Source organism: Bradyrhizobium macuxiense, assembly GCF_001542415.1.
Taxonomy (GTDB): Bacteria; Pseudomonadota; Alphaproteobacteria; order Rhizobiales; family Xanthobacteraceae; genus Bradyrhizobium; species Bradyrhizobium macuxiense.
In genome coordinates, this window is sequence record NZ_LNCU01000088.1 from 186,861 (window position 1) to 207,705 (window position 20,845).

Annotated in this window: 17 protein-coding genes; 12 read left to right on the forward strand and 5 right to left on the reverse strand. The window is 65.2% G+C overall.

The window, feature by feature from the left end; genetic code table 11:
- The first annotated feature begins 55 nt into the window (after positions 1 to 55).
- The 8 genes from AS156_RS26265 to AS156_RS26300 all read left to right on the forward strand — a co-directional run bounded on the left by AS156_RS26265 (position 56) and on the right by AS156_RS26300 (position 8,794).
- Positions 56 to 1,150, forward strand: a complete 1,095-nt coding sequence (locus AS156_RS26265) for an ABC transporter substrate-binding protein (protein WP_066510510.1) — start codon at positions 56 to 58, stop codon at positions 1,148 to 1,150.
- The gene (locus AS156_RS26270) at positions 1,128 to 2,144 is read left to right on the forward strand and encodes an ABC transporter permease (protein ID WP_066510512.1); all 1,017 of its coding nucleotides are present in this window, start codon (positions 1,128 to 1,130) and stop codon (positions 2,142 to 2,144) included. Before AS156_RS26265 ends, AS156_RS26270 begins: the two co-directional genes overlap by 23 nt.
- Positions 2,138 to 2,935, forward strand: coding sequence for an ABC transporter ATP-binding protein (locus tag AS156_RS26275; RefSeq protein WP_066510514.1), 798 nt, complete (start codon positions 2,138 to 2,140; stop codon positions 2,933 to 2,935). The genes AS156_RS26270 and AS156_RS26275 overlap by 7 nt, the downstream gene beginning before the upstream one ends.
- The gene (locus AS156_RS26280) at positions 2,929 to 4,101 is read left to right on the forward strand and encodes an acyl-CoA dehydrogenase family protein (protein ID WP_066510517.1); all 1,173 of its coding nucleotides are present in this window, start codon (positions 2,929 to 2,931) and stop codon (positions 4,099 to 4,101) included. Before AS156_RS26275 ends, AS156_RS26280 begins: the two co-directional genes overlap by 7 nt.
- Before the next feature lie 31 nt (positions 4,102 to 4,132).
- The gene (locus AS156_RS26285) at positions 4,133 to 5,227 is read left to right on the forward strand and encodes an LLM class flavin-dependent oxidoreductase (protein WP_066510520.1); all 1,095 of its coding nucleotides are present in this window, start codon (positions 4,133 to 4,135) and stop codon (positions 5,225 to 5,227) included.
- Positions 5,224 to 6,165 carry an ABC transporter substrate-binding protein gene (locus AS156_RS26290; RefSeq protein ID WP_066510522.1) on the forward strand — a complete coding sequence of 314 codons (942 nt, stop codon included), beginning with the start codon at positions 5,224 to 5,226 and terminating at the stop codon, positions 6,163 to 6,165. Before AS156_RS26285 ends, AS156_RS26290 begins: the two co-directional genes overlap by 4 nt.
- Before the next feature lie 354 nt (positions 6,166 to 6,519).
- Positions 6,520 to 7,365 carry a CmcJ/NvfI family oxidoreductase gene (locus AS156_RS26295; RefSeq protein ID WP_066510524.1) on the forward strand — a complete coding sequence of 282 codons (846 nt, stop codon included), beginning with the start codon at positions 6,520 to 6,522 and terminating at the stop codon, positions 7,363 to 7,365.
- A 175-nt stretch (positions 7,366 to 7,540) separates the two neighbouring features.
- Entirely contained in the window at positions 7,541 to 8,794 is a 1,254-nt protein-coding gene (locus AS156_RS26300; RefSeq protein WP_245313070.1) for an MFS transporter, read from the forward strand.
- A 246-nt stretch (positions 8,795 to 9,040) separates the two neighbouring features.
- Here the strand turns inward: AS156_RS26300 and AS156_RS26305 are convergent, their stop codons facing one another.
- The 4 genes from AS156_RS26305 to AS156_RS26320 are packed head-to-tail and all read right to left on the reverse strand — an operon-like array spanning position 9,041 to position 12,278.
- A complete protein-coding gene (locus tag AS156_RS26305) occupies positions 9,041 to 9,805 on the reverse strand; it encodes an anti-sigma factor family protein (RefSeq protein ID WP_066510534.1) in 765 nt (254 codons plus the stop codon).
- Positions 9,802 to 10,332 (reverse strand): RNA polymerase sigma factor, encoded by a 531-nt coding sequence (locus tag AS156_RS26310; RefSeq protein ID WP_066510535.1) that lies wholly within the window; start codon positions 10,330 to 10,332, stop codon positions 9,802 to 9,804. The genes AS156_RS26305 and AS156_RS26310 overlap by 4 nt, the downstream gene beginning before the upstream one ends.
- On the reverse strand, positions 10,329 to 11,786 hold the full coding sequence (locus tag AS156_RS26315; protein WP_066510541.1) for a YncE family protein: 1,458 nt from the start codon (positions 11,784 to 11,786) through the stop codon (positions 10,329 to 10,331). Before AS156_RS26315 ends, AS156_RS26310 begins: the two co-directional genes overlap by 4 nt.
- Before the next feature lie 12 nt (positions 11,787 to 11,798).
- Positions 11,799 to 12,278: a DUF305 domain-containing protein gene (locus AS156_RS26320; protein WP_066510542.1), complete on the reverse strand. Its 480-nt coding sequence runs from the start codon at positions 12,276 to 12,278 to the stop codon at positions 11,799 to 11,801.
- Between the two features lie 297 nt (positions 12,279 to 12,575).
- Between AS156_RS26320 and AS156_RS26325 the strand changes: the two genes are divergently transcribed.
- The 3 genes from AS156_RS26325 (at position 12,576) to AS156_RS26335 (ending at position 17,623) form a co-directional block, all read left to right on the forward strand.
- The gene (locus AS156_RS26325; RefSeq protein ID WP_066510545.1) at positions 12,576 to 14,228 is read left to right on the forward strand and encodes a hydantoinase B/oxoprolinase family protein; all 1,653 of its coding nucleotides are present in this window, start codon (positions 12,576 to 12,578) and stop codon (positions 14,226 to 14,228) included.
- A gap of 6 nt (positions 14,229 to 14,234) precedes the next feature.
- Positions 14,235 to 16,274 (forward strand): hydantoinase/oxoprolinase family protein, encoded by a 2,040-nt coding sequence (locus AS156_RS26330; protein WP_066510548.1) that lies wholly within the window; start codon positions 14,235 to 14,237, stop codon positions 16,272 to 16,274.
- A gap of 110 nt (positions 16,275 to 16,384) precedes the next feature.
- Positions 16,385 to 17,623, forward strand: coding sequence for an ABC transporter substrate-binding protein (locus AS156_RS26335; protein WP_066510639.1), 1,239 nt, complete (start codon positions 16,385 to 16,387; stop codon positions 17,621 to 17,623).
- A gap of 152 nt (positions 17,624 to 17,775) precedes the next feature.
- On the opposite strand, the gene AS156_RS26340 is transcribed toward AS156_RS26335, so the two are convergent.
- A complete protein-coding gene (locus tag AS156_RS26340) occupies positions 17,776 to 18,990 on the reverse strand; it encodes a mandelate racemase/muconate lactonizing enzyme family protein (RefSeq protein ID WP_066510551.1) in 1,215 nt (404 codons plus the stop codon).
- A gap of 244 nt (positions 18,991 to 19,234) precedes the next feature.
- Here AS156_RS26340 and AS156_RS26345 point away from each other — a divergent pair.
- The coding region (locus AS156_RS26345; protein ID WP_245313071.1) for a CaiB/BaiF CoA-transferase family protein at positions 19,235 to 20,845 on the forward strand (1,611 nt) is incomplete at its 3' end.

Consider the following 20,845-nt stretch of genomic DNA (forward strand, 5'->3'; position numbering starts at 1 on the left):
AGACCGAGAGGTTTTGCGCGTGGGGGCAGAGCCTTGCCGAAATGCAGGAGTGAATATGTCTGTCGATAACAAGAAGACGGTGATGGATCGCCGCACATTGCTGCGCGCGGGAGCCGCCGCGGCGTTCGCTGCGCCGATCGGGACTTTCGGCGCGCAAGCCTTTACGCCACGTGCGGTCGCGCCCGCGATCGACGTCTCCGAGTTTCCGATCTGCAAGACGGCGTCCGACGCGCCGCCTTTGACCGGCGCCCCGCGCAAGCTGAAACTGTCGTGGAACGCCGGCGCGGTCTGCCTTGCGCCGCTGCCGGTCGCGATCGACCATGGCTTCTTCCAGAAGCAAAATCTCGACGTCGAGCTCGTCAATTATTCCGGCTCGACCGACCAATTGCTGGAAGCGATCGCCACCGGCAAGAGCGACGCCGGCCTCGGCATGGCGCTGCGCTGGCTGAAGCCGCTGGAGCAGGGCTTTGACGTCAAGATCGCCGCCGGCACCCATGGCGGCTGCATGCGGGTGCTGACCCGCGCCAACTCCGGTGTCGACACGCTCGCCGACCTCAAGGGCAAGATTGTCGCGGTCGGCGATCTCGCCGGGCCCGACAAGAACTTCTTCTCGATCCAGCTCGCCAAGCTCGGCATCGATCCGGTCAGGGATGTCGACTGGCGCGCCTATCCCGGCAATCTGCTCAACGTTGCGGTGGAGAAGGGCGAGGTGCAGGCGTTCCTGTCGTCGGATCCGCTGGCCTATCTCTGGCTGAAGGATCCGCAATACAAGGAAGTCGCCTCCAATCTCGACGGCGCGTATCGCGACCGCACCTGCTGCATCGTCGGCGTGCGCGGCAGCCTGGTGCGCGAAGAGCCGAAAGTCGCGCGGGCGATCACGCAGGCGCTGCTCGATGCCGCGATGTTCACCTCGCAGAATCCGGACAAAGCGGCAAAGTCGTTCCAGCCCTACGCCCCGAAAGCGGCGAGCCTCGCCGACCTCGAAGGCATGGTGCGCTACCACACCCATCGCCATCACCCGACCGGCGAGGCGCTCAAGCGCGAGCTGAAGGACTATGCCGACGACCTGAAAACCGTGCAGGTGTTCAAGCAAAGTACGGACACGGCCAAATTCGCGGAGCGGATCTATGTCGACCTATTCAGTGTCTGACGCGGCGGCCGCGCCTGCGCCGCGTGCCGCAGTGACGCTCTCGAACCTCTCGGGCAGCTACGGTATCGGGCTCGCCGCAAGCCTGGCATGGCTGGCCTTCGGGCTGTCATGTCTCTATTGGCCGGATGTCGGCGACTGGTCGCGGACGGATTCGCTCGGCATCGGCGCCATCGTCATTGCCGCCTTCGTGCTGTTCGGGACCTTCGGCGCAGACTATCTCGGCGGCCCGGGCGAGGCGTTGCGCAAGCGTGCGCCGTGGCTGGTTGCGCTCGGTGCGCTCTTCACACTGTGGGAGGTCGCTACCGCGAAGTTTGCCTGGCTGCCGCTGCCGTTCTTCCCGCCGCCGCAGTCGATCCTCGAAGTATATACCGACGATCTGCCGAAACTGCTCGACAGCGTGTTCGCCTCGGTCAAGCTGCAGCTCGGCGGTTACATCATCGGGGCGACCATCGGCTTCGTCACCGGTGTTTCGATCGGCTGGTCGCAGAAGGCCGGCTACTGGATCCATCCAGTGTTGCGCTTCATCGGCCCGCTGCCGGCCACGGCCTGGCTGCCGATCGCCTTTTTTAGCTTTCCGTCGAGCTGGAGCGCCTCGACCTTCCTGATCGCGCTCGCTACCGGATTTCCGGTGACGGTGTTGACCTGGTCGGGCGTGGCGAGCGTCAGCAGCGCCTATTACGACGTTGCGCGCACACTCGGCGCCAAGCCGTCGTTCCTGGTGCTGAAGGTGGCAATCCCCGCAGCGCTGCCGCATGTGTTCGTCGGTCTGTTCATGGGGCTCGGCTCGTCCTTTGCCGTGCTCGTCGTCGCCGAGATGATCGGAGTCAAGGCCGGGCTCGGCTGGTACCTGCAATGGGCGCAGGGCTGGGCGGCCTACGCCAACATGTATGCGGCGCTGATCGTGATGTCGCTGCTCTGCTCCGGCGCGATCACGCTGTTGTTCCGCACCCGCGACCGCCTGTTGGTCTGGCAGAAGGGTGTCGTCAAATGGTAGTGCAATCCGCCGCCGAGGCGATCACCTATCCGGCCGTGGGCGCCGAGCTCGATATCGAAGGCGTCAGCCACGCCTTCGATATCGACGGCGCAACGCTGCCGGTGCTCGACAATGTGAGTCTGGCAATCGCGCCGGGCGAGTTCGTCGCGCTGCTCGGCCCATCCGGCTGCGGCAAGTCGACCCTGCTGCGGCTGGTCGCCGGCCTCGAGAGGCCGCGCGCCGGCGTGCTGCGCGAGGATGAGACCCGCATCACCGGCCCGCATCCGTCGCGCGTCGTCGTGTTCCAGGATCCCACCTTGTTTCCGTGGCGCTCGGTCTGGGACAATGTGGCGCTCGGGCTCGAGGCGCAGGGCATTCTGAAGACGCAGCGGCACCGGGTCGATGATGCGATCGACCTGGTCGGCCTGTCGTCCTTCCGCAATGCCTATCCGCACCAGCTCTCCGGCGGCATGGCGCAGCGCGTCGCGCTGGCCCGTGCGCTGGTGAACGATCCGAAGATCCTCGTGCTCGACGAGCCGCTCGGCAAGCTCGACTCGCTGACGCGGATCGCGATGCAGTCCGAGATCGTCGCGCTCTGGCAGCGCAAGGGCTTTACGACGCTGCTGGTCACCCACGACGTCGAGGAGGCGCTGGTGCTCGCCAACCGCGTGATCGTGCTCTCCGATCGTCCGGCGCGGATCAAGGCCGACATCGCCGTGCAGCGGCCCTATCCGCGGCATCGCGGCGATCCCTATCTCGCCGAGCTCCGCAAGCAGATCCTCGGCCTGCTCGGACTGGAGGCGACGTGGTGACCATAGTCGCAAAGGAGGCTCCGCAGGCGAGCGAGCTCCAGTACATCGTGCGCGCCCTGCGGCTCGCCGAGTCGTTTGCAGCGCGTGCGCCGGCGCACGATCGCGACGCGAGTTTTCCGTTCGAGAATTTCGCGGACCTTTCGCGCGAAGGACTGCTGGCCCTGACCGTGCCGGCAGCGCTCGGCGGCGTCGGGGCGGGCGCCGGCGAAGCCGCGCGCGTGCTAGGCATCATCGGCAGGGCCGATCCGTCGACCGCGCTCGTGCTGTCGATGCATTACATCCAGCATCTGGTGATGGCCCGGAGCACGCGCTGGCCCGGCCGGCTCTCGCGCAAGCTCGCGAAGGAGACGGTCGAAGGCGTCGCGCTGATCAACGCATTGCGCGTCGAGCCCGAGCTTGGCTCGCCGGCGCGCGGCGGCCTGCCGACGACGATCGCGCGGCGCACGGAGACCGGCTGGCGGCTGAGCGGCCGGAAGATCTATTCGACCGGCGCGCCGATCCTGAAATGGTACGCGGTCTGGGCCAAGACCGATGAGCTGGAGACCCGGGTCGGAATATTCCTGGTTCCCGCCGGGTTGCCGGGGACGCGGATCGAGGAAACTTGGGATCACCTGGGCTTACGTGCCAGCGGCAGCCACACCGTGATTTTCGACGATGTCGTGTTTCCGCTGGATTATGAGATCGACGTTCGCAAGCCCGACGATTGGAAGGTTCCGGATTTCACGCAGGCGACGGTGCACGCCATCTTCATTGCCGCGATCTATGACGGCATTGCCCGCGCGGCGCGCGACTGGCTGGTGACCTTTCTGAAGGAGCGGGTGCCGGCCAATCTCGGCGCGCCGCTGGCGACATTGCCGCGCTTCCAGGAAGTCGTCGGCGGTATCGAGACGCGGCTGGCCGTCAACGCGCGGCTGATCGAGAGCTTCGCTGCCGATTTCGATGACGGCTTCCAGCTCTCGGCGATCGAGTCTAACATCGTCAAGCTGACGGTGACCAATAACGCCGTCAAAGCGGTGGAGGATGCCTTGTCGCTGACCAGCAATCACGGTCTGTCGCGAACCAATCCGCTGGAGCGGCATTATCGCGACGTGCTGTGCGGCCGCGTCCATACCCCGCAAGACGATGCCACCCGTATCTCCGCCGGACGCCTCGCGCTGGGCGTCTGATAACAACAGTCAACGAACCGGAGTTTCTCCCATGTCGGTCGAGTTCATCGGCTTCATCACCAACAACAACGCGTCCGAGACCATCGTCCGCTCCGGCCCGGTGCTCGATCCGCCCTATATCGAGACCGTCGCGAAGGCGCATGAGCTTGCGGGCTTCGACCGCGCGCTGCTGGCGTTCCACTCGACGACGCCCGATGCGCTGCAGGTTGCGCAGCACGTGCTGACCATCACCAAGACGCTGAAGGTGATGATCGCGCAGCGCCCTGGCTTCACTGCGCCAACGCTGCTGGCGCGCCAGCTCGCCACGCTGGACCAGCTCTATGGCGGCCGCGTCTCGCTTCACGTCATCACCGGCGGCAACGCCATCGAGCTGCGTCAGGACGGCAACACGCTCGACGACAAGGACGAGCGCTACGGCCGCACCAGCGAATTCCTCGATGTCGTTCGGCTGGAATGGACCAGCGAGAAGCCGTTCAACTACAGCGGCAAGTATTACAACGTCGAGAACGGCTTCTCGCAGGTGAAGCCGCTTCGGAAGGGCGGCATCTACACCTTCGTCGGCGGCGGCTCGGATGCCGCGGTCGAGGTCGCAGGCAAGCATGCGGATACGTTCTCGCTGTGGGGGGAGTCCTACGCGCAGGTTCGTGACGTCACCGCGCGCGTACGTGCGGCTGCCGCCAAATACGGCCGGCCGAGCCCGCGCTTCAGCCTGTCGGTGCGGCCGATCCTCGCCGACACCGAAGAGAAGGCGTGGAAGAAGGCCGACGCGATCCTGGAGCGCGCCACCGCGCTGCAGGACAAGACCGGCTACCGCCGCCCCAATCACGCGACTGACGGCGCCAAGCGCCTGCTGGCGCTTGCCGATCAGGGCACCCGCATCGACAAACGGCTGTGGACCGAGGTCGCCAAGCTCACCGGCGCCAACAGCAACACCACCGCGCTGGTCGGCACGCCCGAGCAGGTCGCCGAGGTGTTCGGCGACTATTACGATCTCGGCATCAACCATTTTCTGATCCGGGGCTTCGATCCGCTGGTCGATGCCATCGACTATGGCCGCGAGTTGATTCCGTTGACGCGGAAGCTGATCGCGGCGCGCGACGAGCAGCGCGGGATCGCCGCGGAATGATCCGGTTGATTGTTGCGGCGGCGCTTGCGTTCGCCGGGATCGACGCTGCGGCGGCGCAAACCACGCTGCGCGTCGGCGACCAGAAGGGCAATTCGCAGGCCGTGATGGAAGCGGCCGGCGTGCTCAAGGACATCCCCTACAAGATCGAATGGAAGGAGTTCGCCGCCGCCGCGCCGCTGCTCGAGGCGCTCGGCGCGGGCGCGATCGACACAGGCCTGGTGGGCGACGCGCCTTTCACCTTTGCGGCCGCCGCCAAGGTTCCGGTCAAGGCGATCGCCGCTGTGCGCCAGTCGCGCGAGGGGCTTGCGGTCGTGGTGCCGGAGAAGTCCGCGATCAAGAGTTTCGACGATCTGCGCGGCAAGAAGATCGCAACCGGCCGCGGCTCGATCGGCCACCAGCTGATCCTCGCCGCGCTGGAGTCGCGTGGGTGGAAGGCCGGCGACGTGCAGATCGTGTTCCTCGCGCCGTCGGACGCGAAGGTCGCGTACTCGCAAGGCTCGATCGATGCCTGGTCGACCTGGGAGCCCTATGTCAGCCAGGAAGAAGTGCTGTTCAAGTCGCGCCGCGTCATCACGGCCGACGGCATCACGCCCGGTCTCGGCTTCCAGGTGGCGACGCCCGATGCCATCAAGGACAAGCGCGCCGAGCTCGAGGATTTCGTGCGCCGGCTCGCCGCCGCGCGCGCCTGGTCGCAGAACAATGTCGAGAGCTACGCCGCGACCTGGGGCAAACTGATGAACATCCCGCCCGCGGTGCCGCTCAACTGGTTGACGCGGGCGAAGATCCGCATCGTGCCGATCGACGACAGTGTCGTGGCCGACGAGCAGAAGACCATCGATCTCTATGACCGCTGGGGTCTGATCCGGCAGAAGGTGAATGCGGCCGACATCGTCGACCGGTCGTTCGCGGCAGCCGTCGAGAAGGGCGCGGGGCTGTAGCGTTGCGCATCTGGTTGCGACTAGCCCCTCATGGTGAGGAGCGCGGAACGCGCGTCTCTGGACGATGCTTCGCATCGCCAGACGAACCATGAGGCCCCGTCTACGGCCTACATCCTTCGAGACGCTTGCTTCGCAAGCTCCTCAGGATGAGGGGCGAGCACAGGCTATGCGGTGACGGCTAACGAACCCGTGATCGCAAAAATATCCGTTCCTTGGCGTATAGGCCCTCGACAAGGATATTCCCCGTACGTCGCCCTGCAAAACCGCAACGTTGCTATTTTCGCAACGGCCTTGCCGGTCGCCCTGGCGTCGCCAAAATCAAACACATGAACAATCGAGTCCGGGGAAATCACCATGGGCCTTCAAGAAACTCGCATCGAGTCGTTGCCGTTCGTTACCGCTGAACTGAATTACCTCGCGCCGACGCCGGGCAAGCCCCGGACTTATGCTTTCGACCCGCCGCCCGGCGAACCCAAATCCACCGCGCTGCCCGAACCTCACAATGTCCCGATCTTCGACGGGCGCCTGATATCAGACAGTTTCTCGCTCGACCGCGAGGGATTTGCGCTGGTCAAGCATCCGACTATCGTCAAGAACTTCTACGACGACAATGAAGTCCGGAACGTCTACTACCCCGCTGTCGAAGCCTTCCTGAAGGCGACGCTGAAGGCGGACCGGGTCTTCATCTTCGACCACACCGTGCGCAAGCGCGTGGACGGAGCCGCCGATGTCAGAGGCGCCGGACCGCGGCAGCCCGCGACCCGCGTCCATGTCGACCAGACCGCCGTCTCCGGCCACAACCGGGTGTTCGAACATCTGCCCAACGAGGCCGAGGAGCTCGTCAAGGGCCGCGTGCAGGTGATCAACCTGTGGCGCCCGATCCGTGGACCGTTGCGCGATTCACCGCTCGCGATGGCTGACGGCACGACGATCGCGCCGGAGGATCTCATCGCTTCCGATCTGATCTACCCGAACCGCAGCGGCGAGACTTATTCGGTGAAGTACAATCCGAATCATCGCTGGTTCTACATTCCCGAGATGACGCCGGACGAGGCGATCCTGCTCAAGTGCTACGACTCGGCAACCGACGGCCGCACCCGCTTCGGGCCGCACACCGCCTTCATCGATCCGACCACACCGGCGGATGCCGCGCCGCGCGAGAGCATCGAGCTTCGAACGTTGGTGTTCCACAAGCAGTAACGCCCAAGTTGGTCATGCCCGGGCTTGTGCCGGGCATCCACGTCTTGGGCTCCTCCTTGAAGAAAGACGTGGATGGCCGGGACGAGCCCGGCCACGACTGCTCGGTGCCTCAAAAGTTGGCACCCGCTGCCCAATAATGTTACGCCCTCCCCACATTTTTGGGATAGGACGAATCGTGGACGGCGCGGCGGCAACGGAAGAGGCGGGGATCGGTTTCCGCGCATTGGTTCTTGCACTTCTGGCATTGGCCTCGGGCCATATGCTGTCGACGCTGCTGCGGACGATTCCGGGTATCAGCCTCGACCTGATGGCGTCGGATTTCGGCACCTCGCCGCAGGTGCTGGCGAGCCTCACCTCGATCTATCATTTCTCCTTTGCCGCCGCGCAGGTTCCGGTCGGCGCCGCCATGGATCGCTTCGGCGTGCGTCCGGTGTCGCTCAGCCTCCTGGCCGGAACGATTGTCGGCGCGATCGTCTCGGCGCTCGCGGTCGGGCCGTCCACCTTCCTGCTTGGGCAACTCCTGCTCGGCGTCGCCACGTCGGGCATGCTGATGTGCCCGATGACGCTCGCGGCGAAGCAGATGTCGGCGGCGAAGTTCGGGCTGTGGTCCGGGCTGATCCTCTCGATCGGCAACACCGGCATGCTGCTGTCGTCGAGCCCGCTCGCTTTCGTCGTCGACCAGCTCGGCTGGCGGGCGGGGTTCTGGGGGTCAGCCGCGATCGGCGTTGCCGTGTTGATCGCGGTGTTTGCGCTGGTGCCGCAGCAGCCCGCGGCGCATGCGGACGACTCCTCGCCACTGCACCAGATGACCGAGGTGCTGCGGCTCGGCGTTTCGCGCGGTCTGCGCGGAGTGATCGCGTTGTCGCTGGTCTCGCTCGGCGTCGTGCTGGCGCTGCGTGCGTTGTGGGGCGGACCGTGGCTGATGGACGTGAAGGGCCTCAGCCGCATCGAGGCCGGCAATGTGCTCGGCCTGTTCACGCTGGCGATGACGGTCGGGCCGATCTGCATCGGCCTGTTCGATCGCAAGTTCGGGCATCGCCGCGCCGTGGTCGGCGGCAGCCATGCGCTTGCGGCGCTGCTGTTCGTGCTGATGGCGGCGGGCGCACCGCATTTTCCGGTCTCGAACCTGTTCGGCGTCGCCGCGATGCCGTCGCAATATGATCTCGTGCTGCTGATCCTGATCGGCTTCGTCACCTCGGCGCAACCGCTGCTCTACGGCATGACGCGACAGCTCGTCGCCCCCCAGAACACCGGCAAGGCGTTGTCGGCGGTCAATCTCGCCTTCTTCCTTGGCGCTGCCCTGATGCAGTCGAGCACCGCCGGCGTCGCGGCGCTGTACGGATTGCCCGCGGTGCTGCTGTATATGGCAGGCGTGCTGGCCATCGGGACCGTGCTGTTCTTCCTCTACACGAAGGCTTCGAGCAGCTAAAGCGCGATGAGATCAGGTTGAGCTGGAACGACGTCGAAGGATCACCTCTCCCTTCACCTCTTCCTTGGGAGAGGTCGATTTGCGCAGCAAATCGGGTGAGGGGTTACGGTCTATCGAGAGAGCAAGAGCCCTCACCCGGATTGCTCCGGACGATGCTTCGCATCGCCGAGCGCAATCCGACCTCTCCCGGCGGGGAGAGGTGATCCGAAACCTTGGCGAGCCGATTCAACCAAAATTCATCCCGGTCTAGATCGTCCGGGCCTGCTTGCGGATCTCGTTGGCAAGCGGCCGCAAGGAGTCGTCTCGGCGTGGCCCCACGAGGCTATAGCCCATGCCGCGGTCAGCCCAGGAGAAGCCGGCGACATCACCGCTCGACAGCGGGGCCATCGGTTCGTTCTGATCTGTCGTCATGGGGCGTGTCAGGACGACAAGCCGGTCGCCGCGATCGTCGTCGTACATGAACATGGCCGCGGGACCGTGCGCGGTCGGCACCACACGTCCGCCCATGAAACGGTATCCCGACTGCGAAAGGTCCGGCAGCTTGATCGGCTGGCGCAGCTGGCTGGAGACCCATTGCGCAAGCTCGGTGCTGTCGCGCAGCTCGACCGGCCGGATGCGATCCGAGGCGTACACCTTGTAGGATTCACTTGCCTCCTGGGCCAGCGCGGTCAGTCCGCTCGTCGGCAGTTGTGTCGCGCCGCGGATCACCCATCCGCCGAGGCCGCCGATCGAGAGCATCAGCATCGCCGCGACCGCCCAGCGGAATGACGAGGGACGGCGGCGCTGGCTCTCTATGATCCGGGCAAGATTGAGCTGCGGCGGCAGCGGCTCCTCGGCGATCGGCAACAGCGCCGACCGCAGGAGATCGCGCTGGTCGGAAAAGGCCGCGACACGTTTCGCCACGTCCGGATGCTTGTCCAGATAGGTAGCGACCTCGGCCTCGCGTTCAGGCTCGAGGGCGCGGTCGACATAGGCGTGCAGATCATCTTCGGTGATAGGGCGATTGCTCATGAGTGGCTCCGCAACTGCACCACGTTACCCGGCGGACCGGCGGCGGACCTTTCGATTTCCTGCTGGAGTTTCTCGCGCGCCCGTGACAGGCGCGACATGACGGTGCCGATCGGGATGTTGAGCACTCTGGCGGCCTCTGCATAAGTCAGGTCTTCGACGGCCACCAGCAGCAGTACGGCGCGTTGTTCGTCGGGGAGTTTGGCGAGCTTCTCGATGACGTCCTGGTACATCAGTTTCTGTTCCTGCACGGCGTTCTGCCCGACCTCATGGTCGGACACCTCGTCGATTCCGACGTGTCGGCCGCGTGAGGCCGTGCGACGGAACTGGTTGACGGCAAGGTTGTGCAGGATCGCGAACAGCCAGGGGCGTGGACTGCCGTCGTCGCGGCGCTGGTTCCAGTGACGGACCGCGCGCTCCAGGCAGTCCTGCACCAGATCGTCGGCCGCCGCGTGGTTGCGGACCAGCGTGCGCGCATAGCGGCGCAACGCGGGAATGACCGGCTCGATCTGGTGCAGCATGTCGCTCATGGCGTCTGGACCTGCACGGCCGCGCCGGGCTTCGACGGCTCGCCGGGCGCAATGACCAGGTAGCGTCGTTCGGCCTTGGCAGAGTTTTGCACGAGTTGCCGAATTGGACCAGTCGCGTTGACGATCGCGGAGCCGACAGGGTTGGTCATGAAGGCTGCCAGTGGCTCGACCGCGCCCGTCCCGTCGGCCTTGCCGGCCAGCGCGAGAACATAGTGCTGCTTCGGCTCGAGGCCGGTGACGGACGCCTGCAGAACCTGGATCAGGCCCTGCTCGAACAGCGACACGCTGGTCGGCGGCTTCTCGCCCTTCGCCTCTTTCTTCGGTGCCAGCGTGAGGTGCGCGACCTGGCCGGCGACGCCGAGGCTTTGCAGGTTCTGGCGGTCGTTCGGATTGGGAGCGGCTTCCGGCACATAGGCAATCGCCTGCGGTGCCTGGCCGATCGGGATGTTGGCGATCACCTTGTTGGTCGCGGTGTCGATCGCAGCGAGCGCGTCGGCATTCTCCAACCCGACATAGACCCGCGTGCCGTCGCCGGATGGCCAGATGCCGTGCGGCAGGTTGCCAACCGGAATGGTGGCGACTTCTGAGAAGTCGTCGGTGCGGTACACCTTGACCTGGTTGGTCCCGCCGATGGTGACGTAGGCGAAGGTCCCCTTGAGGGTCTTCGCGAAATTGACGTGGTTGGTGATCGGGCCGGTGTCGATCGTCTTGATCGGGTTGAACGGCGGTTTGGCGTTGAAGATTTGCGTCTTGCCGATATCCTTCAGCGTGAACCAGACCTGCTCGCCGTCGGGCGTCGCTGCGATGTTCGGGCAGAAGGGACTTTCCTGCTTCACTTTCGCGACGATCTGATGATCGGCGACCGAGACCACGTCGGTCTCCGGATTGAACGACGAGCAGATGTAGCCGTATTTCCCGTCGGGCGAGAAGATCTGCATACCGGGCCCGGCCGGCACCTCGATGCGCATCATCTCCTTGAAGCTTTGCGCGTCGATGACGGAGATATAGTTCTCGCCGCGAACCGTGACCCACACTTCCTTGCCGTCGGGAGTGTAGAACGCCTCATGGGGGGAACGACCGACATAAGTGACGTGCTTGACCGCATTTGTCGTCGTGTCGATGAAAGTCACTGAATTCGAGCCGATCGAGACGATGGCGAGGGTGTGGTGATCCGGCGAATAGCCCATGCCGTGGACCAGCACCTGCCCCTTGTAGAGCGGGCTGAAATTGCCCGGCTGCGGATCGCCCAGCCGGATCACGCCGAGCAGCTTGTTGTCGACGGGATCCGTGACGGAGACCGTGTTGGAGAACTGCTCGGCGGCAAAGACGCGGTCGTGGTGGCTGATCGGAATATCTGGCGCGGCCGCTGCACCGGGTGCCTGGCCGGCGAAGGCGGACGTCGACATCGCAACCACGGTCGTGGCCAACAGGGTCTTCAGGAATTGGTGGTTCATCGCGTCGAGCTCCTACTTCTTCATCTCGTGGGACATGTTCATGTGGTCGTGCGTGGGCGCAGCCGCCGGAGGAGCGGGTTGCGTCGGGACGGGGGCAGATGCGGTGACCGGCTCGCCGATCGCGAGCTTCATCGCGTCGATCTCCTGCTTCTGGTCGACGATGATCTCCTGCGCGATGCGGCGGAGTTGCTCGTTCTTGCCGTAGCGGAGCTCGATCACGGCCATGTCGATCGCGCCCTGGTGATGCGGCGTCATCATCGCGACGAAGTCGCGGTCGATGTCGCCGCTCGGCTTGGCGGCCATGTCAGCCATCATCTTGTTCATCGCGGCATCGTTCTCGGCGAGGAATGCGCTTTCCTCCGCCGTCGGCGCCTTCTGGGCTGGCTGATGCGCTTCTTTCGCGAGCACAACCGGCGAAGCGGCCACGGCAACCAGGACGCGCGCGACGAGCAGCGCGGCGCCGAGGCCGGGTTTGAAGGAACGCAGGATCATCGGTTCACCCCTCGGGTTGCAGGGGAAGGGCTGCGCGCCGCCCGGCCGAGGCCGGTCCGCGTGGCCCATTCCCTCGAATGCCATCGGCTTGCATGGGTGGGACGCAGTCGGGTGGGTTCTATTCCGCCGGAAGACAGAAGATCTTCGATCACGACTTGCTGATCGATGGGAATGCCCTCGGCGGGTGGTTGGGCCGGTTTGCGGTCGAAAGACGTCTGGCTATAGAGTGGGGCCTCGTTTTCAGATCGACCGGTACAAATCACCAATCAGCGCATCCCACGCGCCAACAAGGCAAAAATGTCCGCCAAGATCGATCCCATCACCCGCTCCGTCGTCCAGCACCGCCTGTCGTCGATCGTCAAGGAAATGGGCGAGGCCATGCTTCGCACCTCCTATTCCCAGATACTCAACTCCAGCCGCGATTTCTCGTTGGCGATCTGCGACACGCGCGGTCGGCTGATCGCGCAGGCCGATCACATTCCGGTCCATGTCGGCGCTTTGCCCTGGGCGACGCTGGCGGTCGAGGAGCGCTTCAAGGACGTCGCGCCCGGTGATGTGATCCTGCTCAACGACCCCTATCAGGGTGGCAGCCATCTGCCCGATCTCACCGCCTTCGTGCCTGTTTTCGACGGCGGCAAGCGGCTGCTCTGGACCATCGTACGCGCGCATCAGAGCGACATCGGCGGTGCCACCCACGGCGCCTACAATCCCGGCGCCACCGAGATCTATCAGGAAGGCATCCGCATTCCGCCGATCAAGCTGTACGAGGCCGGCAAGCCGCGCGAGGACCTGCTCGATCTCCTGGCGCTGAACATCCGCAACCCCAGAGAATTCCGCGGCGACCTCGCCGCGATGCTGGGCGCCGCGCATCTCGGCGAGCGCCGGGTCTCAAAACTGTTCAGCGAGTTCGGTGTCGAGGTCGTCGAGGCCGCGATCGAGGCGATTTTGGATGCCACCGAGCAGCAGACCCGCGCCGTGGTCTCGGCCTGGAAGGACGGCGTGTTCCATGGCGAGGCCTTGCTCGACGACGACGGCCACGGCCGGACCGACATCAAGATCGCGGCCAAGGTGACGAAAAAGGGCAGCGACATCGAGGTTGATCTCACCGGCTCCGACCCGCAGTCGACCAGCTTCGTCAATTCCTCGCATGCCAACATGCAGGCCGCGGTCGCAATGGCCTTTGCCTATCTGATCGATGCCGACATCCCCAAGAACACCGGCGCGCTGCGGCCGCTGAAGGTGGTGGCCAAGCAAGGCACCATCGTCTGGGCCGATCCAGGCCGCCCCGTGACGCTCTGCACCAGCCATCCCTCCAACGAGATCGTCGAAGCGATCATCAAGGCGATGTCGGCGTGCTGTCCGGATCGTGTGATGGGCGGATGGGGTCGTCGCTTCCGCATCGCGATCCAGGGCGAGGACCCGCGCAACGGACGCAGTTTCATCTGGCACATGTTCCAGGCGCGGCCCGGCGGCGGCGCTTCGCCGGGCGGCGACGGCTATTCGTCGATCGGCGAATGGCACTCGGTCGGCGGCCTCAAATTCGGCAGCATCGAGGTCGCGGAGGTGCGCTTTCCCCTGCATTTCCGCCAGCACGAATTTCGCGCGGATTCCGGTGGCGACGGCCAGCATCGCGGCGGCCTCGGCGTTGCGCTCGACATGGTGCTTGAGACGGCAAAGCCCGCCAAGGGCAACACCGCTGGCGACGGCGCACGTCACGGTCCCTGCGGCATGCTCGGCGGCAAGGACGGCGAGCCGCATCACTATCGCCTGCTCTCGGAAGGCCGCGAACCGCGCGTGCTGAAGACCAAGGAGGTCGGCATCGAGCTTCGCCCCGGCGATTGCCTAGAGATCCGCTCTTCCGGTGGCGGCGGCTGGGGACCGCCCGAAAAACGATCGACTGAGGCGCGTGCGCGCGATGTCGCGCAGGGTGTGGTTTCGAAAGCGGTATAGGCGAGCATGTTCACGATTGGGGTAGACGTCGGCGGCACCTACACCGACCTGGTTGCCACGGACAAGACCGGGCGTACCATCTTCGCGAAATCACCGTCCACGCCGGCCGATCAGTCGATCGGCGTCATGGCCGGCCTCGATGAACTTGCGCGTCGCCTCGGCGTGACGCGCGCGGCGATGCTCGCCGAGACCGACCGCCTGGTGCACGGCACGACGGTTGCGACCAATGCGCTGCTGGAGCGCAAGGGCGCCAGGGTCGCGCTCTTGACCACCGAGGGCCATCGCGACGTCGTCGAGATGCGCGAAGGATTGAAGCCGGACCGCTACGATCTGCGTACGCCGCCGCCCGAGCCATTGGTGCCGCGCGAGCGCCGCTTCGGCGTGCACGAGCGGCTGAAGGCTGACGGCAGCGCGGTGATCCCACTTGACGCTGCCGCGCTGGATAGCGCTATCGCCGATGTAAAGCGCTCCGGTGCGACCTCGGTCGCGGTCTGCTTCCTGCACGCCTATCTCAATCCGGTGCACGAGCTCGCCGCAGTCGAGCGCCTCGCCGAGGAATTGCCCGACGTCAGCGTGTCGCGCTCGAGCGACGTGCTGCCGCAGATCAAGGAATATGAGCGCGTCTCGACCACGATCGTGAACGCCTATGTCGAGCCGACGGTGCGGCGCTATCTCACCAATCTCGAGCAGCGCCTGCATGAGGCCGGCTTCAAGGGCTCGCTGTTCGTCGTGCTGTCGCATGGCGGCATGGCGCCGGTGGACGAGGCCTCGCGGCTCGCCGCAGGCACGGTGCTGTCGGGCCCGGCCGGCGGCATTTCCGGCAGCCGACGCTGCGCCGACATGCTCGGCATTCCCGATCTGGTGCCGTTCGACATGGGCGGCACCTCGACCGACATCTCGCTGATCGCTGACGGCCAGGCCTCGCTCTCCGCCGACGGCATGCTCGCGGGCCAGCGCATCGCGCTGCGCAGCCTTGACATCGCCAGCATCGCGGCCGGCGGCGGCTCGATCGCGAGCGTCGACGGCGGCCGCACGCTGCGGGTGGGGCCGGAGAGCGCGGGCTCGGTACCGGGCCCGGCCTGCTACGGCAATGGCGGCACGGCCGCGACCGTCACCGATGCCAATGTCGTGCTCGGCTATCTCGATGCCGCCGCCTTCATGGGCGGTGCGCGGCCGCTCGATCGTGCCGCGGCCGAGGCTGCGGTGGATCAGATCGCGGCGGCGCTCGATCTGTCGCGGCTCGAGGCGGCGGCCGGCATCTACAAGATGATCAATCTGAAGATGGCCGACGGCATCCGCCTGATGACGCTGCGCCGCGGCGTCGATCCGCGCAAATTCGCGCTGCTGAGCTTCGGCGGCGCGGCCGGCATGCATGCGGCGGAAGTGGCGCGCGAGCTCGAGATCAAGCGCATCATCGTGCCGACGGTCGCCTCGGTGCTGTCCGCCTGGGGCATGCTGACCAGCGACCTGCGCTACGAGGTCAGCCGCACCCATTACGGCACGGGGCGGATTTCCGCAGACGAGGTGCGTGCACTCTACGCCGGGCTGGAGGAGCAGGCCGCGGGGCGGCTGCGCTCCTGGTTCAAGGGCGATATCGCGATCGAGCGCTCGGCGGAGATGCGCTATGGCGAGCAGGTGTTCGAGATCGATGTGCCGCTCGGCGACCTCGATCTTGCCGCCGCCGATCTGGTCACGCAGATCGAGGACCGCTTTCATCGCCGCCACGAGGAGCTCTACACCTACGCCTCGCGCGGGCAGGAGGTCGTGTTCGTCAACGCCCGCGTCGCCGCGATCGGCAAGGTTGCGCAAGGCGCCGGCGATGCCGGCCAGGTCGCGTCTTCAGCGCCGTGCGCGCCGCGCGGCAAGCGGCAGGCCTGGTTCGGCGCATGGCGCGAGGTACCGGTCTATGCGCTTGACGATCTCAAGCCCGGCCAATCGCTCACGGGCCCTGCGATCATCGAAGCCGAGACCACGACAGTCCTGATCGATACGGACGATCGCGTTACGGTCAATGCGCTCGGCTGGCTCGACATAACATTGCGTTGAGCGGAGCTCCGCCATCAACATTTCATTTTTCCGGCGTTGCCTTGGGCGATAAGGTTGACCTCGCTCGGGAGGGAGCGCCGGTCACGTTGCCGGCGTTTATGGCGATGTTGATGCAAACAGGATCACAAACCGCGCTTTCGCTCTCGCTTGCCCTGGGTGCGCTGCTGCTTGTCGCCGCGCCGTCGCGTGCGCAGCAAGGGCCGCCGGCCGCCGCTGATAACGACATCCGCATCGGCAACATCATGCCCTACACTGGCCCGCTCGCGGCGTTCGCCACCATCGGGCGGGCGGAAGCGGCCTATTTCGACATGATCAACCAGCAGGGCGGCATCGACGGGCGCAAGATCAAGTTCATCTCGGTCGACGACAGCTCCAATCCGAAGACCGCGATGGAGCAGACGCGCGATCTCGTCGAGAAGCAGAACGTGCAACTGATGTTCGGTTCGTTCGGCACGCCCGACAACCTGGCGACACGGACCTATCTCAACGAGAAGAAGGTCCCGCAGCTCTTCGTCGCCTCGGGCGACGAGGCGTGGGCGGAACCCAAACCCTATCCCTGGACCATGGGCTGGCAGCCGACTTTCCGTGCCGAGGGGCGAATCTATGCCAATTACATCCAGGCTGCCTATCCCGACCGCAAGATTGCCGTGCTCTGGCAGAACGATCAGTTCGGCCGCGACCTGTTCAAGGGATTGCAGGAAGGACTCGGCGCCACCGCGGGGATGATCGTCGCCGATCTCGCTTTTGACGCTTCCGAGACCAGGATCGAGAACCAGCTCGGAATATTGAAGGCGACCGGCGCCGACATCCTGGTGTTCGATGGTGCGCCGGCGATCGCCGCGCGCGCGATCCGCAGCGCCGCAAATCTCGACTGGCACCCGGTGTTCATCCTCGACAACGCGTCGGCCTCGATCGCCAGTGCGCTGCGGCCGGCGGGCCTGCAGAATTCGCTGGGCGTGATCTCGACCTCGTTCCTGAAAGATGCCGGCGATGCTTCCTGGAAGGAGGATCCGCACATCAAAGCGTGGTTCGCCTTCATGAACAAGTATTTCCCCGACGGCGACAAGGACGATCTCTACGCCGTGTTCGGCTATGCCGCGGCGGACACGCTGCTCCAGGTGCTGCGCCAATGCGGCGACGACCTGTCACGCGAGAACATCATGCGGCAGGCGGCGTCGCTGAAGAACTACCAGACCCCGGTCGCGCTGCCGGGGATCGTCATCAACACCAGCCCCCAGGACTTTCGCCCGATCAAGCAGATGCGGCTGGTGCAGTTCGACGGCAACGCCTGGCAACCGATCGGCGACGTGGTCGACAGCGCATTCACGACGGTCAGGGACGACAATTAGTTCACGTCGTCCCGGCGAAGGCCGGGACCCATTGCCACATCTGCGTTTTGTTGCGCTCCGCTGGAGCCACAATCCCGTTCACGTCACCCGGCGGTGGTTATGGGTCCCGGCCTTCGCCGGGACGACTGGGGTGAGGGCCGGTGCAATCGTCCCTACCTCTTCAGCCCGTAGTTCAACAGCCCGCCCTTGTTCTTCGGCGGATGGGCGCGCAGGCCTTCTTCGTTCGGTTCGGTGCCCCAGCCCGGGCGATCCGGAATCACGAGATGGCCGTCGACGAACTCCGGCACATGGGTGAACAGCTCGTGGTCCCAGGCGAGGCGGTCGATATCGGTCTCCATGATCCGCAGGTTGGGCACCGCGGCGCAGAAATGCGCGTTCATCATGGTGCAGAGGTGGCCGTAGAAATTATGCGGCGCGACGTTGACCTCGAAATGCTCGGCGGCGCTGGCGATCTTCATCGACTGCCACACCCCGTTCCACGGCGTGTCGATGATCGCGACATCCATCGCCTGCTCGGTGAAATAGGGTAGGAACTCGCGCAGGCCGAGCAGCGTCTCGCAGGATGAGATCGGGTGCGGGCTCTGGCGGCGGATATAGCCCAGCGCCTGCGGGTTGAAGGTATCGATCTCGACCCAGAACATGTCCATCTTCTCGATGGCGCGCAGGATCTTGAGATAGCCCTCGGTCTTGGCGTTGAAGTTGAGGTCGAGCAGCAGATCGACGTCAGGCCCCGCGCCGTCGCGGATCGCCTCGAGATGCATGCAGAGATTGCGCAGCACGGTTCGGTCGACATTGATCTCCGGCTCGAACGGCGAGCCGAAGCCAGGCCGCCATCCTTGCGGCTTGCCGTCGGTGTAGACGAAGATGTTGGTCTTCATCGCCGTGAATTTCTTCTCGCGCACCTCGCGTCCGATCGCCTTGACGCCGTCGAGATCGGTGATCGCAGGCTTGTACCAGTCCGGATGATTGATGCGCCACGTCGCGCAATGCGACCAGTAGACCCGCACGCGGTCGCGGATCTTGCCGCCAAGCAGGTCGTAGCAGGGCACGCCCAGCGCCTTGGCTTTCACGTCAAGCAGCGCATTCTCGATCGCACCAAGCGCGAGTGCCACCACGCCGCCGGCGGCCGGACGCGTCGCGGCGAACAGCTCCGCATAGATCCGTTCATGCTGGAACGCATTCTTGCCGACCACCCGAGCCGACAGCCGTTCGATCGCCGCCGTCACGCCGGGCGCGCCAAAGCCCTCGTCATATTCGCTCCAGCCGACCAGCCCGTCCGCGGTCGTCACCTTGACGAAATGATAATTCCGCCAGCCGGCATCGCAGGCGAGCATTTCGACGCTTTTGATTGTGGTTGATTTGCTCATGGTTTCCCGCCCGGCTTTTGTTGATGTCGAAGAGAGCACAATAGCGGATCGAGCAATGCGTCAACCGCACGGCGGCAGACCGTCAGCGCACGCTTGATGCAAAGTGCTGCGGCAATCTCGCGAATTCCGTCAAGCGGAAGAAAATTCCACTTGCATCACACAGTCGGCGCGGCTTCAAGTTCATCCTAACAAAAAATCTGAATCAGTCGCTGTCATCGGCTGGTCATGTTGGCGGGGAAGCGTGATGGGCGCGTTGTCGCATCTGCGGATTATCGAGATCGGAAGCGCGGCGGCGACGAGCTATTGCGCGCGGCTGTTTGCCGATTTCGGCGCTGACGTGCAGAAGATCGAGCCGGCGCAGGGCGATCCGCTTCGCCGCGCCGCGCCGCTCACGCCGGGCGGGCAGAGCGCGTGGTTTGCGTTTCTGAACTTCAACAAATCTAGCGTCATGCTCGACAGGAACGACGCGCGCGCTGCCTCGCGGCTGAGCGAGCTAATCGGCGTGTGCGACATTTTGCTCGATGGCCGCGGCCTCGATGCGGCGGATTGTCCCGATATCGATCTTGACGCGATCAAGCGGGACAATCCCGGCCTGATCCATCTCGATCTCTCCTGGTTCGGTGATCGCGGTCCCTACGCGAATTTTGCCGCGACGGATGCCACCATTCGCGCGCTGACCGGGCTCGTGAAGCTGGTCGGTCCGGAGCAGGGACCACCAATGCACGCGCCGGATTTCCAGACGGGAATCCTCGGTGGGCTCTGGGGCGTCATCGCGGCCAGCTCCTCGGTGCTCGGCCGCATGCAGGATGGGCGCGGCCGCGCGAGCCACCTGAGCATGTTCGAGGCGAGCATCGCCGTCACCGAATACATCATGTTCGAGGCGTTCTCGCGCGGCGACATCATGCGGCGGATCGGAGTCAACCGGTTCTGGCCGACCTTTCCGGTCGGCATCTACGAGACGAAGCAGGGCTGGCTCGGCGTCACCACGGTGACCCCTGCGCAGTGGCGCTCGTTCTGCGAGATGCTGGGGCTGCTGGATTTGCGCGACGATCCGACGCTGTTCCTCGGTGTCGACCGGCTGCAGCATGTTGCCGATATCGAAGGCAAGATCCTGCCGAGGCTCAAGCAGCGCACCGCGCAGGAATGGTTCGCCGAAGGCCTCAAGCGCAAGATTCCGATCGTGCCTGTGCCCGAGATCTCGGATCTGATCGCCGATGAGGAGAAGCGGGCGCGCGGCGCCATCGTGCCCATCACGATCGGTGAGGAGAGCGGCTTCAGCGCCGGCACGATGCAGCGGCTGACGGGCACGCCGCCGTTGCGCGGTGGCCGGGTTCCCAACGTCGGCGAGCAGCAGGCGAAGCGTGAGGCTGCGCCGCGCGCGGCCGCACCAAAGCCGGCCGCCGCCAACCGCCTGCCGCTCGAAGGCATCCGCGTGGTCGATTTCTCGATGGGCTGGGCCGGGCCGATCTGCACCCGCACGCTCGCCGATCTCGGTGCCGACGTCATCAAGATCGAGGCGATCCAGTATCCGGACTGGTGGCGCGGCGTCGATCGCCGCCCGGCCTATGTGCTGGAGCAGATGTACGAGAAGTCGGTGCGCTATTGCATCATGAACCGCAACAAGCGCGGCATCACGCTCGACCTGACAAGGCCGAAGGGCCTCGCGCTCGCCAAGCGGCTGCTCGCCGATGCCGATCTCGTGGTCGACAATTATTCGGTCGAGGTGCTGCCGAAGCTCGGCCTCGGCTACGAGGTGCTGAGCAAGATCAATCCGAAGCTCGTGATGATGTCGATGTCCGCCTTCGGCGCCGGCAGCGTCTATCGCGACTGCCGCGCCTATGGCTCGACCCTGGAG

Excerpts from the sequence above, each read along its gene's own strand:
- AS156_RS26310 (WP_066510535.1), bottom strand. The coding sequence starts at position 10,332 with ATGAGCGACATGCTGCACCAGATCGAGCCGGTCATTCCCGCGTTGCGC.
- AS156_RS26320 (WP_066510542.1), bottom strand. The coding sequence starts at position 12,278 with ATGATCCTGCGTTCCTTCAAACCCGGCCTCGGCGCCGCGCTGCTCGTC.
- AS156_RS26340 (WP_066510551.1), bottom strand. The coding sequence starts at position 18,990 with ATGAGCAAATCAACCACAATCAAAAGCGTCGAAATGCTCGCCTGCGAT.
- AS156_RS26265 (WP_066510510.1), top strand. The coding sequence starts at position 56 with ATGTCTGTCGATAACAAGAAGACGGTGATGGATCGCCGCACATTGCTG.
- AS156_RS26290 (WP_066510522.1), top strand. The coding sequence starts at position 5,224 with ATGATCCGGTTGATTGTTGCGGCGGCGCTTGCGTTCGCCGGGATCGAC.
- AS156_RS26315 (WP_066510541.1), bottom strand. The coding sequence starts at position 11,786 with ATGAACCACCAATTCCTGAAGACCCTGTTGGCCACGACCGTGGTTGCG.
- AS156_RS26285 (WP_066510520.1), top strand. The coding sequence starts at position 4,133 with ATGTCGGTCGAGTTCATCGGCTTCATCACCAACAACAACGCGTCCGAG.
- AS156_RS26305 (WP_066510534.1), bottom strand. The coding sequence starts at position 9,805 with ATGAGCAATCGCCCTATCACCGAAGATGATCTGCACGCCTATGTCGAC.
- AS156_RS26325 (WP_066510545.1), top strand. The coding sequence starts at position 12,576 with ATGTCCGCCAAGATCGATCCCATCACCCGCTCCGTCGTCCAGCACCGC.
- AS156_RS26330 (WP_066510548.1), top strand. The coding sequence starts at position 14,235 with ATGTTCACGATTGGGGTAGACGTCGGCGGCACCTACACCGACCTGGTT.
- AS156_RS26275 (WP_066510514.1), top strand. The coding sequence starts at position 2,138 with ATGGTAGTGCAATCCGCCGCCGAGGCGATCACCTATCCGGCCGTGGGC.
- AS156_RS26335 (WP_066510639.1), top strand. The coding sequence starts at position 16,385 with ATGCAAACAGGATCACAAACCGCGCTTTCGCTCTCGCTTGCCCTGGGT.
- AS156_RS26295 (WP_066510524.1), top strand. The coding sequence starts at position 6,520 with ATGGGCCTTCAAGAAACTCGCATCGAGTCGTTGCCGTTCGTTACCGCT.
- AS156_RS26270 (WP_066510512.1), top strand. The coding sequence starts at position 1,128 with ATGTCGACCTATTCAGTGTCTGACGCGGCGGCCGCGCCTGCGCCGCGT.